The sequence below is a fragment of the Methylobacterium sp. 174MFSha1.1 genome, assembly GCF_900116815.1.
GTDB lineage: Bacteria > Pseudomonadota > Alphaproteobacteria > Rhizobiales > Beijerinckiaceae > Methylobacterium.
This window is the reverse complement of record NZ_FPCB01000022.1, coordinates 62,735-77,425: the sequence shown is the minus strand read 5'-3', so window position 1 is coordinate 77,425 and position 14,691 is coordinate 62,735. Positions and strand designations below refer to the sequence as shown.

The 14,691-nt window shown below is 72.5% G+C and carries 15 protein-coding genes; 10 read left to right on the top strand and 5 right to left on the bottom strand.

What is annotated here, in order from left to right; genetic code table 11:
• The first annotated feature begins 131 nt into the window (after positions 1 to 131).
• The 5 genes from csgH to BM430_RS35580 all read left to right on the top strand — a co-directional run bounded on the left by csgH (position 132) and on the right by BM430_RS35580 (position 3,775).
• The gene (gene csgH, locus BM430_RS19895) at positions 132 to 458 is read left to right on the top strand and encodes a curli-like amyloid fiber formation chaperone CsgH (RefSeq protein ID WP_093568987.1); all 327 of its coding nucleotides are present in this window, start codon (positions 132 to 134) and stop codon (positions 456 to 458) included.
• Positions 459 to 813: 355 nt separating this feature from the next.
• On the top strand, positions 814 to 1,290 hold the full coding sequence (locus BM430_RS19890) for a hypothetical protein (RefSeq protein ID WP_244539568.1): 477 nt from the start codon (positions 814 to 816) through the stop codon (positions 1,288 to 1,290).
• Between the two features lie 4 nt (positions 1,291 to 1,294).
• On the top strand, positions 1,295 to 1,801 hold the full coding sequence (locus tag BM430_RS19885; protein WP_093568986.1) for a curli assembly protein CsgF: 507 nt from the start codon (positions 1,295 to 1,297) through the stop codon (positions 1,799 to 1,801).
• Positions 1,802 to 1,816: 15 nt separating this feature from the next.
• Positions 1,817 to 2,764 (top strand): CsgG/HfaB family protein, encoded by a 948-nt coding sequence (locus BM430_RS19880; protein WP_244539567.1) that lies wholly within the window; start codon positions 1,817 to 1,819, stop codon positions 2,762 to 2,764.
• 24 nt (positions 2,765 to 2,788) lie between these two features.
• Positions 2,789 to 3,775, top strand: a complete 987-nt coding sequence (locus tag BM430_RS35580) for a lytic transglycosylase domain-containing protein (protein ID WP_093568985.1) — start codon at positions 2,789 to 2,791, stop codon at positions 3,773 to 3,775.
• 9 nt (positions 3,776 to 3,784) lie between these two features.
• Here the strand turns inward: BM430_RS35580 and BM430_RS19870 are convergent, their stop codons facing one another.
• Complete coding sequence (locus BM430_RS19870; protein WP_244539566.1) at positions 3,785 to 4,135, bottom strand: hypothetical protein; 351 nt, start codon at positions 4,133 to 4,135, stop codon at positions 3,785 to 3,787.
• A gap of 449 nt (positions 4,136 to 4,584) precedes the next feature.
• Between BM430_RS19870 and pbpC the strand changes: the two genes are divergently transcribed.
• The 3 genes from pbpC (at position 4,585) to hisN (ending at position 9,738) form a co-directional block, all read left to right on the top strand.
• A complete protein-coding gene (gene pbpC, locus BM430_RS19865) occupies positions 4,585 to 6,663 on the top strand; it encodes a penicillin-binding protein 1C (protein WP_093568984.1) in 2,079 nt (692 codons plus the stop codon).
• 164 nt (positions 6,664 to 6,827) lie between these two features.
• Positions 6,828 to 8,840 (top strand): AI-2E family transporter, encoded by a 2,013-nt coding sequence (locus tag BM430_RS19860; protein WP_244539565.1) that lies wholly within the window; start codon positions 6,828 to 6,830, stop codon positions 8,838 to 8,840.
• Between the two features lie 106 nt (positions 8,841 to 8,946).
• The gene (gene hisN, locus BM430_RS19855; protein ID WP_093568982.1) at positions 8,947 to 9,738 is read left to right on the top strand and encodes a histidinol-phosphatase; all 792 of its coding nucleotides are present in this window, start codon (positions 8,947 to 8,949) and stop codon (positions 9,736 to 9,738) included.
• Positions 9,739 to 9,742: 4 nt separating this feature from the next.
• On the opposite strand, the gene BM430_RS19850 is transcribed toward hisN, so the two are convergent.
• Positions 9,743 to 10,858, bottom strand: coding sequence for an aldo/keto reductase (locus tag BM430_RS19850; protein WP_093568981.1), 1,116 nt, complete (start codon positions 10,856 to 10,858; stop codon positions 9,743 to 9,745).
• 96 nt (positions 10,859 to 10,954) lie between these two features.
• Here BM430_RS19850 and BM430_RS19845 point away from each other — a divergent pair, with 96 nt between their 5' ends.
• Complete coding sequence (locus BM430_RS19845) at positions 10,955 to 11,842, top strand: LysR family transcriptional regulator (protein ID WP_093568980.1); 888 nt, start codon at positions 10,955 to 10,957, stop codon at positions 11,840 to 11,842.
• A gap of 3 nt (positions 11,843 to 11,845) precedes the next feature.
• Here BM430_RS19845 and BM430_RS19840 read toward each other — a convergent pair whose 3' ends face one another.
• Positions 11,846 to 12,841, bottom strand: a complete 996-nt coding sequence (locus BM430_RS19840; protein ID WP_093568979.1) for an alpha/beta fold hydrolase — start codon at positions 12,839 to 12,841, stop codon at positions 11,846 to 11,848.
• A gap of 247 nt (positions 12,842 to 13,088) precedes the next feature.
• Here BM430_RS19840 and BM430_RS19835 point away from each other — a divergent pair, with 247 nt between their 5' ends.
• Positions 13,089 to 13,553 carry an Hsp20 family protein gene (locus BM430_RS19835; protein ID WP_093568978.1) on the top strand — a complete coding sequence of 155 codons (465 nt, stop codon included), beginning with the start codon at positions 13,089 to 13,091 and terminating at the stop codon, positions 13,551 to 13,553.
• A 66-nt stretch (positions 13,554 to 13,619) separates the two neighbouring features.
• Here BM430_RS19835 and BM430_RS19830 read toward each other — a convergent pair whose 3' ends face one another.
• Positions 13,620 to 13,922 carry a carboxymuconolactone decarboxylase family protein gene (locus BM430_RS19830; RefSeq protein WP_093569045.1) on the bottom strand — a complete coding sequence of 101 codons (303 nt, stop codon included), beginning with the start codon at positions 13,920 to 13,922 and terminating at the stop codon, positions 13,620 to 13,622.
• Between the two features lie 142 nt (positions 13,923 to 14,064).
• On the bottom strand, positions 14,065 to 14,541 hold the full coding sequence (locus tag BM430_RS19825) for an RNA polymerase subunit sigma-70 (RefSeq protein WP_093568977.1): 477 nt from the start codon (positions 14,539 to 14,541) through the stop codon (positions 14,065 to 14,067).
• Positions 14,542 to 14,691: the final 150 nt, after the last annotated feature.

Sequence of the window (14,691 nt, the reverse complement as noted above, 5' to 3'; positions counted from 1 at the left end):
TTCCGGTCACCGCTCCGAGGCACGCGGGCGGACGAGAGAGACGAGAGACTTGGCCAGCCCGCCAGGGCTGGCCTTTCGTCCCGGGACTGCACCATCGGGCCGGCGAGGCCGATGCACGAGGAGGCCGAGCGATGCCCACCATCGACCTGCCCGCGGCAGGCCCGGCGACCTGCATCGTCGTCGAGAGCCGCTCCCTGGACGGCGCCCGGATCGCCGTGCGGATCACGACGTCCGAGGCGCTGTCGGGGCGCTACAGCCTCCAGGTCCGCAAATCGGACGCGGCCGGATCGGCGGTGATGGAGCAGGCCGGCGGCTTCGCGACCGGCGCCGGCGAGACCCGCGGCTTCGGCCAGGTCCTGGTGAGCGTCGCCCCGGCGGGCGAGCTCGTCCTCGACGCCCGGATCGCATTCAACGGCACCACCGTCCGCTGCGGCCACCAGCGCACCGATTCGCTGTAACCGGCGAGCATCGCGCCACCGCCGCCGCCGCCCGACCCGGCGTTCCGGATCGGCTCTTCTTTCCCGACAATCTCCTCTTCTATTCGCGCGAGCACAGTGACCCAGGGTATCTCCAAGCTAAATGCGCATAACGTCTCCAATCAAGCCGCGAATGTGTCAAGACGGCAACAGGAGCAGATTCCCACACATGAACAGATCGCGACATCTATACATCGCCCGGAAGCGATGATTTGATCATAGACAGCGAAGATCGGGAGGGAGCATGATCGGTCATGGAACTGGCGGCAGCCGAGCCGGGCTCCTGCTGGCCGTTTGTGTCGGTGCGACTGTGACCCCGGCGGCGGCGCAGGATCGCGTGACCATCGATCAGGTTCAGGTCCGGATGATCCGGCCGGAGGCGGGCGTCTCCCGCCCGGCGATCCAGGAGGCCGACTACATCCTGAGCAGCCAGTCCGGCATCACGCTGATGTCCCCGGGTCCCGCGCTTCCCACCGTGCCGGCGGGAAGCCAGGCCCGCGTCCTCCAGTCCGGCTTCGGCAACACCTCGACGGTCGATATGTCGGGCAATGCCAACGCGGCGTTCCAGAGCATCGTGGGGGCCCGGAACACCGTGACGCAGGAACAGTCCGGCAGCTTCAACCAGTCGAGCGTCACGGTGTTCGGCAACACCAACACCGTCGGCACCCGCCAGGACGGCAACGGCGCGGCCGCGACCGTGACGGTGCGCGGCGACAGCAACACCGTCACGGCGCAGCAGCAGGGCAACAATCCGCTGCCGATCAGCATCACGCAAGTCGGCAACGGCGGCAGCGTCTCGGTCTCACGCAAGTAGAACCATGCTCCGGATCACGCTCACCGGGCCCTTGGCCCAGACCTTCGCGGCTCTTGCTCTCGCGACGCTCGCCGGCGCGGCGCAAGCCGGCAGCCTCGTCTACCAGCCGGTCAACCCGTCCTTCGGCGGCAGCCCGCTGAACGGCGCCTGGCTGCAGGCCGAGGCCACGGCGCAGAACGACGCCGCGCGGCGCGCTCAGCGCCTGCAGCAGCTCTTCTCGGCCCAGCAGAGCAGCGCGACCGGGACGACGCCCGGCCAGATCTTCTCGCAGCAGCTCCAGGCCCAGATCTACAGCTCGCTCGCCAACCAGATCACGCAGGCGATCTTCGGCGAGAACGCGCAGCAGAGCGGCAGCTACAGCTTCGGCGGCTCGACCGTGACGTTCCAGCGGGTCGGCACCAACATCCAGCTCCAGATCTTCGACGGCACGACGACGACGACGGTGGTGGTGCCGGCGACGGCGACGCTCGGTGGCGGATCGGGCGCGGCCCCGCTCTCCGGCGCGCCCTGACGCCGCAGCCCGATCATGATCGCATCTCTCGCGTCGCGGCGCCGGCTCCGCGCCATCCGGCAGTGGCGGCTCGGCGCCGCCTGCGCGGCCCTCCTCGCCCCGGCCCTGGCGGGCTGCGGCACGACCTGGATCCGCGAGCCGCTCGCCGAGGCGCCCGTGGTGACGACGCCGTCGCCGACGGACCTCAACCTCGAGACGCTGCCGCCGCCGGCGCGCAAGATCGACGTCGCGATCTACAGCTTTCCCGACCTGACCGGGCAGAACAAGCCCAACGACAACATCGCCGAGTATTCCCGCGCCGTGACCCAGGGCGGGGGCGCCTTCGTGGTCGACGCCCTGCGCCGGGCCGGCGGCGGGCGGTGGTTCTCGGTGGTCGAGCGGACGGGCCTCGCCAACCTGCTCCAGGAGCGCCAGCTCATCCGGGCGACGCGCCAGGAATTCGAGGGGACCGACGCCAAGCCCCTGCCGCCGATCCGCTTCGCGGGGCTGATCGTCGAGGGCGGCATCATCGGCTACGACGCCAACACGGTCACCGGCGGGGCGGGCGCCAACCTTCTGGGCATCGGCGGCGACACGCGCTACCGCCGCGACGAGGTCACGGTGGCGATGCGCATCGTCTCGGTCCAGACCGGCGAGGTGCTCAACAGCGTCACGGTGACGAAGACGATCTACTCGGTCGGCCTCAACGCCAACGCCTACCGCTACGTCGCGGTCGCCAAGCTCCTCCAGGTCGAGGCCGGGGTGACGCGCAACGAGCCGACCCAGATGGCGGTCCGCGAGGCGATCGACCTCGCGGTCTACGCGACGATCCTCGAGGGCGCCCGCAAGAAGCTCTGGCGCTTCCGCGACCCGACCGCCTCGTCCCGGCTGATCGAGGATTACCTGATGCGCGACAAGCCGACCCCGCTCGCCCAGCCCGAATCCGTGCCGGTGGCGGACCGGCCGGTCGTGGCGAAGTCCTGAGAAGACCGACCGGGAGCGCCCCCCATGACCGGGCTCGCCAGCATCGCCCGTCCCGTGGAGCGCCCGCTCGCGGCACGTCTCGCGGCGGCGCTCATCCTGGCCGGCGGGCCCGCATGGGCGGCCGGCGACCGGGACCCAGCCGCCGCCCGCGGCGGCCCGTTCGCCGGGATCGAGGCGGCCGACGGTCTCGTCATCGTCGCCCGCCCCTCGAACCCGTTCCCCGAGCCCGCCTGGGCGCCCCTGTTTCCGGGCCGGGACGACATCCGCGCCCTGATCGTCGTGGCAGCCCACGCCAACGACCTGCCGCCCGATTTCTTCCTGCGCCTCCTGCGCCAGGAGAGCGGCCTCGATCCCCGGGCGGTGAGCCGGGCCGGCGCCCAGGGCATCGCCCAGTTCATGCCCTACACCGCGGCCGAGCGCGGGCTGCGCGACCCCTTCGACCCGAGCGAGGCGATCCCGAAATCCGCTGCCCTGCTCCGCGAGCACCAGGCCCGGTTCGGCAATCTCGGCCTCGCCGCGGCGGCCTACAATGCCGGCCCGCAACGGGTACGGAACTGGCTCGACGGGCGCTCGGCCCTGCCGATGGAGACGCAGAACTACGTCCGGCAGATCACCGGCCGGGCCGTCGAGGACTGGGCCCCGCCCGGCGCCGCCCTCCTGTCGACCGCGAGCCGGCCGATGGGCGGCACGGCCTGGGCCGCGGCCCTCGGTGCGACCGCAACCTTGGGCACGACCGCGGCTTTGGGCTCGGCAGGGGCCTGGGGCACGACGGGGCGCGCGTTGTGGGGCCCGGCCTGGCACGCGACGGCCGGTCCGGCCCGGCCCGCGCGCTGGGCCTCGACCGCGCCGCGCGACCGCCAGGCCCTCCGGGGCCGCGCCGCCGCGACAACGCAGGGCCTGGGCCATCCGGCGCGCACCGCCCGTTCCGTGCCCGAGCCGCGCTCCGAGAAGGGCCTCTGCGCCACCCTCAACGCCGCCGGCGCCGCCTGCATCGTGCAGGCCGTCTACTGAGCAGGCCGTCTACTGAGATAGCGACGGCGCCACTTGCGGGATCGCGACGGGATTCGCCGGTTCCGGCGGGGCCGGCCTGCGCACCGACCGGCCGCGGCGGATCGAGCGGGGGGACGCCTCGATCGGGCCGGCCGCCGCGATCAGGGACTCGTCGAGCTTCGGCGCGGCCTGGAGGGCGGCGGAGCGGGGGCCCGGGGCGAGGCGCTGGCCCTGATACAGGTCGATGCAGTCGCGCAGGGCGACCGGATCGCGGATGAACGTGCAATCATTGACGTTCGGCACCGGGGCGCCCTGAGCGAAGGCGCCCGTACCAACCGTGACGAGCGCGGCGACCGGGGCGATCCATCTCGACAACCACATGCTGCTCACCCCGCTCAGGCCGGTTCGACCGTCCGCAACGGCTGAACTTCGCCATAAGAGCAACGGGACGGAGGGCCGAGAAGTTCCCGCCAAGAGCCAGCAGGTCCGCCAAACCTCAGAGCCTGTTCGACTGGCCTCTACAGGCTTATCACCCTCCGTGTCATTCCGGGGCCGCGGAGCGGAGCCCGGAATCCAGAACCTCAGGATTTGCAAAAGAAGACGGAACGGCTTCTGCTCAGTCCTGAACCATCTGCGGTTCTGGATTCCGGGCTCCGCTGCGCGGCCCCGGAATGACATGCAGGGTTTCAACTCTGTGGGATTCCGATCAAACACGCTCTCAGAGTCGCGGCGCGACGCAATCGAACGTGCCCGGTCGCCGCCGCGTGGGAAATGCGTCAGGATCGCCCCGGCATCGACGGCACGGCAGAACGGGCACGGGACGACGGGGGATGGGAGCGCGCACGACACCGACGATCCGGCGCCTCGGGGCCGCCCTGGGGCTCGCGGGCCTCGCCGCCGGTCTCGCCGTCTCCGCCTGGCTCTGGACCACCCTCGCCCGTCTCCCGCCCCTCGACCTCGCCGCCGCGCAGGCCCGCTCCCCCATCGTCCTCGACCGGGCCGGCACGCTGCTGCGCCCCTTCGCCACCACGGATGGCCGCTGGCGGCTGCCGCTCGAACCGGAGGCCGTCGATCCGCGCTTCCTCGCCATGCTGACCGCCTACGAGGACCGGCGCTTCCGGTCGCATCCCGGCATCGACCCGGCGGCGCTCCTGCGCGCCGCCGGGCAGTGGCTCGCGGCGGGGCGGATCGTGTCGGGAGCCTCGACCCTGTCGATGCAGGTGGCGCGCCTCGTCGAGCCGCGGGGCGAGCGCTCGCTCGCCGCCAAGCTGCGCCAGATCGCCCGGGCGATCGAACTGGAACGGCGCCTCGGCAAGGACGGGGTGCTGCGGCTCTACCTCGCCCTCGCGCCCTATGGTGGGCCGGTCGAGGGGTTGCGAGCGGCGAGCCTCGCCTATTTCGGGCGCGAGCCGGCGCGGCTGACGCTGGCCGAGGCCGCCCTGCTGGTCGCCCTGCCGCAGGCGCCGGAAGGGCGGCGGCCCGACCGCTTCCCGGACGCCGCCCGGCGGGCCCGCGACCGGGTGCTCGACATCGCCGCCGCCCGCGGCGTGGTGCCGGCGGCGGACGCGGCAGCCGCCAAGGCCGAGCCGGTGCCGCATTCCCGAAAACCCTTCCCGATGCTGGCGCCCCACGCCGCCGAGGCCGCCCTGGCGCAGGAGCCGGGGCGGGCGGTGCATCGGCTCGCGATCGACGCGCGGCTGCAGGGACGGCTCGAACCGCTCGTGGCCGAGCGGGCGGCGTCTCTCGGCCCCGGCCTGTCGGCGGCGGTTCTCGTCATCGACAACGCCACCGGCGAGGTCAGGGCCCAGGTCGGCAGCGCCGGCTACCTCGACGCGGCACGCGCGGGCGCCATCGACATGACGGGGGCTCTGCGCTCGCCGGGCTCCGCCCTCAAGCCCTTCGTCTACGCCATGGCGTTCGAAGCGGGGCTCGCGCATCCCGAGACGCTGATCGAGGACCGTCCGTCCCGGTTCGGCGCCTCCTACGCGCCGGAGAATTTCGACCTCACCTTCCAGGGCACGGTGACGGCGCGGCGCGCGCTCCAGCTCTCGCTGAACGTGCCGGCGGTGGAGCTGATGGAGGCGGTGGGGCCGGCCCGCTTCATCGCCCGCCTGCGCGCCGCCGGCGCCGGCATCGTCCTGCCGCGGGACGCCGCGCCCGGCCTGCCGGTCGCGCTCGGGGGATTGGGCATCACGCTCGCCGACCTCGCGCGGCTCTATGCCGGGCTCGCCCGCGGCGGCGAGGTGCCGGCGCTGAAGCGCCGCCTCGACATCCCGGTCGCGGACGCGGTGCCGCCGCGCATCGCCGAGCCGGTGGCGGCCTGGTACGTCGCCGACGTCTTGCGGGGCACGCCGCCGCCCGAGAGCGCGCTGCCGAACCGCCTCGCCTACAAGACTGGCACGTCTTATGGCTACCGCGACGCCTGGGCGGTCGGGTTCGACCACCGATACACGGTCGCGGTGTGGCTCGGGCGCCCGGACGGGGCCGGGGTGCCGGGCCTCGTCGGGCGGGTCGCCGCCGCGCCGCTGCTGTTCGACGCGGTCGCGCGCCTCGGCGGCGACCCCGAGCCGGTGCCGCGTCCCCGCGACGCGCTGGTCGCGACGACCTCCGCCCTGCCGCCGCCCCTGCGCCACCTGCGCCGCGAGGCGGGACCGACCGACCGCCTGCGCATCGCCTACCCGCCGGACGGGGCGCGGATCGACCTCGGCGCGCTGGAGGGGGCGCCCGCCGGCCTCGCCCTCAAGGCGCTCGGCGGCACCCTGCCGCTGACCTGGCTCGTCGGTGGGCTGCCGGTGACCGAATCGGACCGACGCCAGGCCGAGTGGCAGCCCGACGGGGCCGGCTTCGTGCGCATCTCGGTGCTCGACGCGACGGGGGCGAGCGACAGCGTGATGGTGCGGATCGAGTAGGCGCGGACACGTTTTCGCGAGGATGGCCCAAGGTCACCGGCGGATCGTTTCGCCGCGCACCCCGTTCCTCCCCCATGGAAGCGTGGCGCCACGGCGGTGCCGCGCGCGCGGGAGTGAAGCGTCGCATGGCGGATGCGCGAGACGATCGCAGGCGGAGCTTTCCGATGGCGCCGGCCCGGGTCCAGGCCGCCGAGACCCCCGGCGACGGCCTCGCGGCGCCGCTGGTCATCGCGGCGGTGATCGTGGCGGCCCTGTATTTCGGCCGCGAGATCCTGATCCCGATCGCCATCGCGGTGCTGCTCAGCTTCGTGATCGGGCCGCTGGTGGCGCTGCTGCGCAAGCTCCGGCTCGGGCGGCTTCCCTCCGTCGGCGTCGCGGTGCTGCTGCTGCTCGCCGTGGTGGCGGGCTTAGGGGGCCTCATCGGCATGCAGGTCGCCGATCTCTCGACCGGCCTGCCGCGCTACCAGCGCACCATCGCCCAGAAGGCCGAGAACCTGAAGGCCGGGCCGCTGGGCGACATGGCCGGGTATCTCCGCAGCATCAACCACCAGATCCAGCAGGCCGGGGCGCCCGAGCAGAAGCCGCAAGATCAGAAACAAGATCAGAAGGAGCAGAAGCCCGAGGGCAGGCGCGCCCCGCCCCCCGCGGTGCAGAACCCCGACAAGCCGGTCCTGGTCGAGGTGCGCGACCGCGAGCCGAGCCCGGTCGAACTCGCCGAGAAGCTGCTGGCCCCGGTCGTCTCGCCGCTCGCCACTCTCGGCATCGTCTTCGTGGTGCTGATCTTCATCCTGGTGCAGCGCGAGGATCTGCGCGACCGGATGATCCGCCTCGTCGGCTCCAGCGACCTGCACCGCACCACCGTGGCGATGGACGACGCGGCGCGGCGCCTGAGCCGGTTCTTCCTGGTCCAGCTCGCGCTCAATGCGGGATTCGGCCTCGCCATCGGCACCGGGCTGTGGCTGATCGGCGTGCCGAATCCGATCCTGTGGGGCATCTTCACCGCGCTGATGCGCTTCGTGCCCTATATCGGCGCCTTCCTGTCGGCCCTGCTGCCGCTGATGCTGGCCGCCGCCGTCGATCCGGGCTGGAACATGGTGCTGGCGACCGCCGCCCTGTTCATCGTGCTCGAACCGCTGGTCGGCCAGTTCATCGAGCCGCTGGTCTACGGCCACTCGACCGGGCTGTCGCCCTTCGCGGTGCTGGTCTCGGCCCTGTTCTGGACCTGGCTGTGGGGGCCGGTCGGGCTCCTGCTCTCGACGCCGCTCACCGTCTGCCTCGTCGTGCTCGGCCGCCACGTCGACAAGCTCGAATTCCTCGACGTGCTGTTCGGCGACCGCCCGGCCCTGACCCCGGTCGAGAACTTCTATCAGCGCATGCTGGCCGACGATCCCGACGAGGCGCAGGAGCTGGCCGAGGTCATCCTCGCCCAGTGCTCGCTGTCCTCGTACTACGACGAGGTGGCGCTGAAAGGCCTCCAGCTCGCCGCCACCGACGCCCGCCGCGGCGTGCTGACCGAGAGCCAGCTCGATCGCATCCGCGTCGGCATCGCGCAGCTGATCGAGGATCTCGCCACCCGGGACGACGTGGCGCCGGAGGTAAAGCCCACCCTCGCCGGGCGCCTCCTGTCGGGCCGCCAGGACGAGGAGATGCCCTGCGAGGCCGCCCCCGCGGTGCCGGACGCCCCCGCCCCGGACCAGCTGCCGGAAGAATGGCGGCGCGAGGGCGCGGTGCTCTGCGTCGCCGGCCGCGGGCCGCTCGACGAGGCCGCCTCGATGATGCTGGCCCAGCTCCTCGACAAGCACGGCTTCGGCACACGGGTGGTCCCGTTCGAGGCGGTGTCGCGGTCGGAGATCGCCTCGCTCGATGCGAGTGCGGCGCGGATGATCTGCATCTCCTACCTCGAGATCAGCGGCAAGCCGGCCCATCTGCGCTACCTGATCCAGCGGGTGCGGCGCCGGGCGCCGGCGGCGCAGGTGCTGGTGGGCCTGTGGCCGGCGGACGACGCGGTGCTGAGCGATCCCGGCGCCCGGGACTCGCTCGGCGCCGACCACTACGCGGTCTCCTTGCGCGAAGGCGTCGAAGCCTGCCTGGAGGCGTTGCGCACCCTGCCGCCCCCTTCCCCTGCGCCCTCCCCCGCCCCGGCCCGGGAGCCCGAGCCCGAGCACGAAGAGGCCTGACCCGAGGGCCCGGGGCGATGCCCCGGGGCTTGACGCCGGGCCTGCGCCGCCCTTTCGATCCGGGGAAGCGGGCCGCAGGCCCAGGCGAGCGGGAATCGGGGACAGCATGAGCGTGGTGGATTTCGCGCGGTTCGTGGACGAGCTCGCCACCCAGTCGGGCCAGGCCATCCTGCCCTTCTTCCGCACCGCTCTCGCCACCGAGGACAAGGCCGACGGACACGCCGCCTTCGATCCGGTCACCGAGGCCGACCGGGCCGGCGAGGCGGTGATGCGCCAACTGATCAAGCGCAGCTTCCCCGACCACGGCATCCTGGGCGAGGAATTCGGCACCGAGAATCCGGACGCCGAATACGTCTGGGTGCTCGACCCGATCGACGGCACCCGCGGCTTCATCGCCGGCCTGCCGATCTGGGGCACGCTGATCGGGCTCACCCGCGGCGGCGTGCCCTGCTACGGCCTGATGAACCAGCCCTTCACCGGCGAGCGCTTCTTCGGCGACGGCGAGGCCGCGCATTACCAGGGCCCGCACGGGAGCCGCCGCCTGCGCACCCGCCGGAAGGGCGACCTCTCCGAGGCGATCCTGCACACCACCGACCCGCGCCTGTTCGGCGACGGCACGGCAGACCGGCAGGCCTACGAGCGGGTGGAGAAAGCCACCCGCCTCGCCCGCTACGGCGCCGATTGCTACGCCTACGCGATGCTCGCCGCCGGCCACATCGACCTCGTGGTCGAGGCCTCGCTCAAGCCCTACGACATCGTGGCGATGATTCCGGTGATCGAGGGCGCCGGCGGCGTCGTCACGACCTGGGAGGGAACTTCCGCCGCCAAGGGCGGACGGATCGTGGCGGCGGGGGACAAGCGGCTGCACGAGGCGGCCATGGCGCTCCTGAACGGGTAGGATATCAGTCCGCCATCCCGCGCATCGCGGCGCCCCCGAACACCACCCGACTCCGCAAGGGAAGGCGCGACAGGGCGTAGAGCATCCGCGGCTCGGCCTGGGCGCTCGCCACGTCGAGGGCGGCGCGGTGCTCGGGCGGCAGGACGAGGTCGAGCGCCGCGACATTATCGGCGACCTGACCCGGGCGGCTCACCCCCATCAGGGTCGAGGCGACGCCCGGCCGCCCCATCACCCAGGCGAGAGCGACGCGGGCCGGCGTCTGTCCCAGCGCCTCGGCCACCCGGCCCACAGCCGCGACGATCTCCCAGTTGCGCGGGGTGAACAGGCTGTCGCCGAACGGGTTGGCGCCGTCGAGCCGCTTGTCTCCCTCCGGCCGCGACCCGCCGACGGGGGCGGCGGCGTCCGGCAGGCCGCCCCCGCGGGGGGCACCCGCCTCGACGGCGGCGCGGTCGTACTTGCCCGTCAGGAGCCCGTAGGCCAGCGGCGACCACGGGACCAGTCCCATCCCGAACTCGCGGGCGAGCGGGACGTGCTCGTCCTCCACCTCGCGGCTCACCAGCGAGTAGAAGTATTGCAGCGCGACCGGCCCCGGCACGCCGCGCACCTGCGCGAGGGTCGCGGTCTTGGCGGCGAGCCAGGCCGGCACGTTCGAGAGGCCCCAGTAGCGGATCTTGCCGGCCCGTACGAGGCCGGTCATCGTCTCCAGGATCTCCTCGGCCGGGGTGACGCCGTCCCAGACGTGCAGCCAGTAGAGGTCGATCACGTCGGTCCGCAGGCGGCGCAGCGAGCCGTCGAGGGCGGCGTGGAGGTGCTTGGCGCCGCTGCCGCCGGCATGCGGCCCGGTGCCGGCCGCGAAGCCGGCCTTGGTCGCGAGCACGATCCGGTCGCGCAAGGAACGCTCGGCGATGAAGCGGCCGAGCATCGCCTCGCTCTCGCCGCCGGCATAGAGGTCGGCGGTGTCGACGAAGTTGCCGCCCTGTTCGACATAGGCGTCGAATACCGCCCGGGCACCTGCCTCGTCGAGGCCCCAGCGGGCGGTGCCGAAAGTCATGGTGCCGAGCGCGAGCGGGCTGACGCCCAAGCCCGAACGGCCGAGCGTGCAATAATCCGACAGGTCCATTGCTGCATGTCCTCGATGATGGGACACGGGATAGCGTGAGGGATCACGGGCGATTAGCCCGGATCGGCCGCAAGCGCTTGTGAACGGGGCTCAGGAATGCGGCGCGGCACGCTCGACGATCTCGCGGCCTTCGCGGCGGTGGCGCGGGCACGCAGCTTCACCCGCGCGGCGGCCGAGCTCGGCCTGTCGCCCTCGGCGCTCAGCCACGCGATGCGGGGGTTGGAGGCGCGGCTCGGCGTGCGGCTGCTGGCCCGCACCACCCGCAGCGTCGCCCCGACGCCGGCGGGCGAGCGGCTGCTGCGCTCCCTCGATCCGGCGCTCGCCGAGGTCGCCCGCGGGATCGCCGGCCTCGCCGAGTGGCGCGGCGCCCCCTCGGGGACCTTGCGGCTGACGACCTTCCTGGCGGCGGCCCGCAGCGTGCTCGATCCGGCGCTGCCGGGCTTCCTCCTCGACCATCCGGCGGTCTCGGTCGAGGTGGTGACCGACGACCGGCTGACCGACATCGTCGCGGCGGGCTTCGACGCCGGCATCCGCTTCGGCGAGGCGGTGGAGCGCGACATGCTGGCGGTGCGCGTCGGGCCGGACCTGCGCACGGTGGTGGTGGGCACGCCCGGCTACTTCGCCCGGCGGCCTCCTCCCGAGAGCCCGGCCGACCTCGAGGACCACGACTGCATCAATTACCGGCTCGCCGGCGGCGGCCTGTTGCCTTGGGAATTCGCTCGGGGCGGCCGCGACATGCGGGTGCGCGCGAGCGGCCGGCTCGTCGTCAATGACGGCGTCCTGGCGGGGGCGGCCCTGCGGGCGGGCGTCGGGCTCGGCTACATGCTGGAGCAGGACGTCGCCGAGGACGTCGCGGCGGGCCGTCTCGTCCAGGTGCTGGATGCCTGGTGCCTGCCGTTTCCCGGATACCACCTCTATCACCCGGCGCGCCAAGTCACCCCGGCCCTGCGCGCCCTGATCGAGACCCTGCGCTGGCGCGGGTGAGCGTCACGCCACGTCCGCCCTCGCCACCTCCTGGGTTCCTTCGGCGAGCGGCGCCGCCGTCCCCGGCACGAAGGCGTCGAACGCCGCCCAGAACTGCTCGCGGATCGCGTCGCGCTCCATCAGGATCTCGTGGCGGGCGCCGCGGAGCGTGATGGTGTGGCCGGCCGCCAGCCGGGCCGCGAAACGCTCCACCGCCGGGGTGCTGCAGACCGGATCGGCGCCGGCGGCCACCACCAGGACCGGCACGCGGATGCCGAGGGGATAGCGCGGATCCTCGAAGCGGCGCATCGCCCGGAAGGCGGCGGCGAGCCAGCCGATGGTCGGATCGCCGATGGCGCCGGCCTTGACCGCGAGCGCCGCCGCGGCGTTGCGGGCGTAGCGCACCGGGTCGGCGGTGAGCCGGTTGTTCGGGAACGGCTTGGTGGCGATCGAGACCGCCGAGCCCCCCGGCACGTAGCGGCGGCCGTAGCCGAGCGCCCGCAGGACAGCAGCGAGGCGCATCGCGGCCTTGGGCCGGCGGATCATGCAGATCGCCACCATCGGGGCGAGCACGACGAGGCGGCTGAACGGCAGCCAGCCCTCCCGCGCCGCGGTGAGGCAGATCGCGCCGCCCATCGAGTGGGCGAGGCCGAAGAAGGGCCGCGGCATCCGCGCCTCCATCACCTGCGTCTCCACCGCCGCGAGGTCGAGCTTGTACTCGGCGAAATCGTCGACGTGGCCCTTGTGCGGGTCCTCGACCGTGCGGTCCGAGCCGCCCTGCCCGCGCCAGTCGAAGGCGACGACGTGGAAGCCGCGGCCGCGCAGTTCGGTCACGGTCTCGAAGTACTTCTCGATGAACTCCGCCCGGCCCTGCACCAGGCAGACCGTGCCGTGCACGACCCGCGCGGTCGGCGCCCAGGTGGCGACGCGTAAGGAGAGCCCGTCGGCGGTTCTGACCGTCAGGAGCGTGGCCCCCGGCGGGATCGGATTGTCGGGCGTGGCGAGCAGCGGCACGGTCACGGGAGGGCCTCCGAGGCTGGCATCCGCCGCATCCTGGCACGGCACACCCTAATTAAGTGGGGCGGGATCCGCGTCCGTCCGCGCCCTTCGAAAAAATTCGCGATCCGCCTCCGGCGGCGGTCTTGACCAGTCCAGAGACCACTCCAATATGCGAGGGGCGCCGGCCGATACGGCGGCGCGCAAGACCGGGGCCGGCCCCAGCGGCGGTCCCACAAGACTACATATTGCTTCAGACGGAGAATATGTCATGCGTCAGTTCGATCTCGCCCCCCTGTACCGTTCGACCGTCGGCTTTGACCGCCTGTTTTCCGCTCTCGACCAGTTCGTGACCTCGGATGCGGCGCCGACCTATCCGCCCTACAACATCGAGCGCACGGCCGAGAACGCCTACCGGATCACCCTCGCGGTGGCCGGCTTCACCGATCAGGACCTGTCGATCGAGACCCGCGAGAACGCCCTCACCGTGAAGGGCGAGCGCAAGGCCGAGGCCAAGCAGGCCGAGTTCCTGCACCAGGGCATCGCGGCCCGCGGGTTCGAGCGGCGCTTCCAGCTCGCCGACCACGTCCAGGTGACCGGTGCGGTGCTGGAGAACGGCCTGCTCCACGTCGATCTCGTCCGCGAGATCCCGGAGGCCAAGAAGCCGCGCCAGATCCAGATCGCCTCGGGTGCCCGCCCGCAATCGATCGAGGGCAGCGTCCAGAAGGCCGCGTAAGCGTCAGGTCTTCAGCCTAGTCAGTGGGAGCGCCCCGGCCGCAAGGCCGGGGCGCTTCTTGTTGTCTCAGGGCAGGATGTGCGTGCCGTGGGTGAGCGCCGCGCCGGCCCGCAGGGCCACCGCCACGAAGACGGTCTCGGCGAGTTCCTGCTCGGTCGCGCCGGCCTTCTTCGCCGCCTCGCGGTGCACTTCGAGGCAGTACGGGCATTGCGTCGTGAGGGCGACGGCGAGCGCCATCAGTTCCTTGTACTTGCGCGGGATCGCGCCGTCCGCGAGCGCCGCCTTGTCGAGGGCCTCGAAGGCGCTCATCGCCTCGGGGGTGAGGCCCTTGAGGGCGCCGAGCTTCTGCAGGTTGGCGGAATCGTACATCGCATTGGACATGGGCGTGTTCCTCCCGGGGTTGGCCGGTGTCGTGACCGGCCGCCCGTCGGTCGGGGCGGCTCGGCACCTCGACTGTTAGAGGATCGCGGGCGTTAAGCCCAATGCGGCTTTAGGGCGGCCCGGTCTTTCGTCAGAGATCGCCGAAGGCGAGCTGGGCCGCCGCCGGGCTCTTCTGCGGCTTGCCGGCCTTGGCCGCACCAGTCTTGGCCCCGGCCTTCGCCGTGCTCCGGGCGCCGGTCTTGGCGGCGGCCTTGCGCGGCCGCTTCGGCTCGACGCCCTGGATGCGTGCCTTGCCCTTGTCGCGGGCCACGGCCTCCGGGGCGGTCTGGTCGCCCGAGAGCCACTTGCCGCGCTTGATCACCTCGTTCACCCGGCCCTGGTTGACGCCGAGCTTGAAGGCGATCTCCTGCTGGGTCATCTCCGTCGAGCCGTGCAGCTCCAGGATCTCGCGGGCGAGTTCCGGCGTCATCTTCTTGCCGACGATGCGCCGCCCGGGCTTGACCACCCGGTTGGCGCGGTCGCGCTCGCGCAGGCGCTCGAGAATCGCCAGCGCCATCTGCATGCCGTTCTCGCGCAGGGCTTCCTCGAATTCCTTCAGCGTCGCCATGAGGACCGAACTCCGCTGTCACGTTCCGGCAGGGAAACGGCGCCGGTCGGGACTGGTTGCCCCTGTGCACAGGTCATCCACGGTTTGTGCGCGTCCTGTTCCGGCTTGGCAACGGGGCACCGGAGGCCATCCACCGCTGTTGCCGCCGCC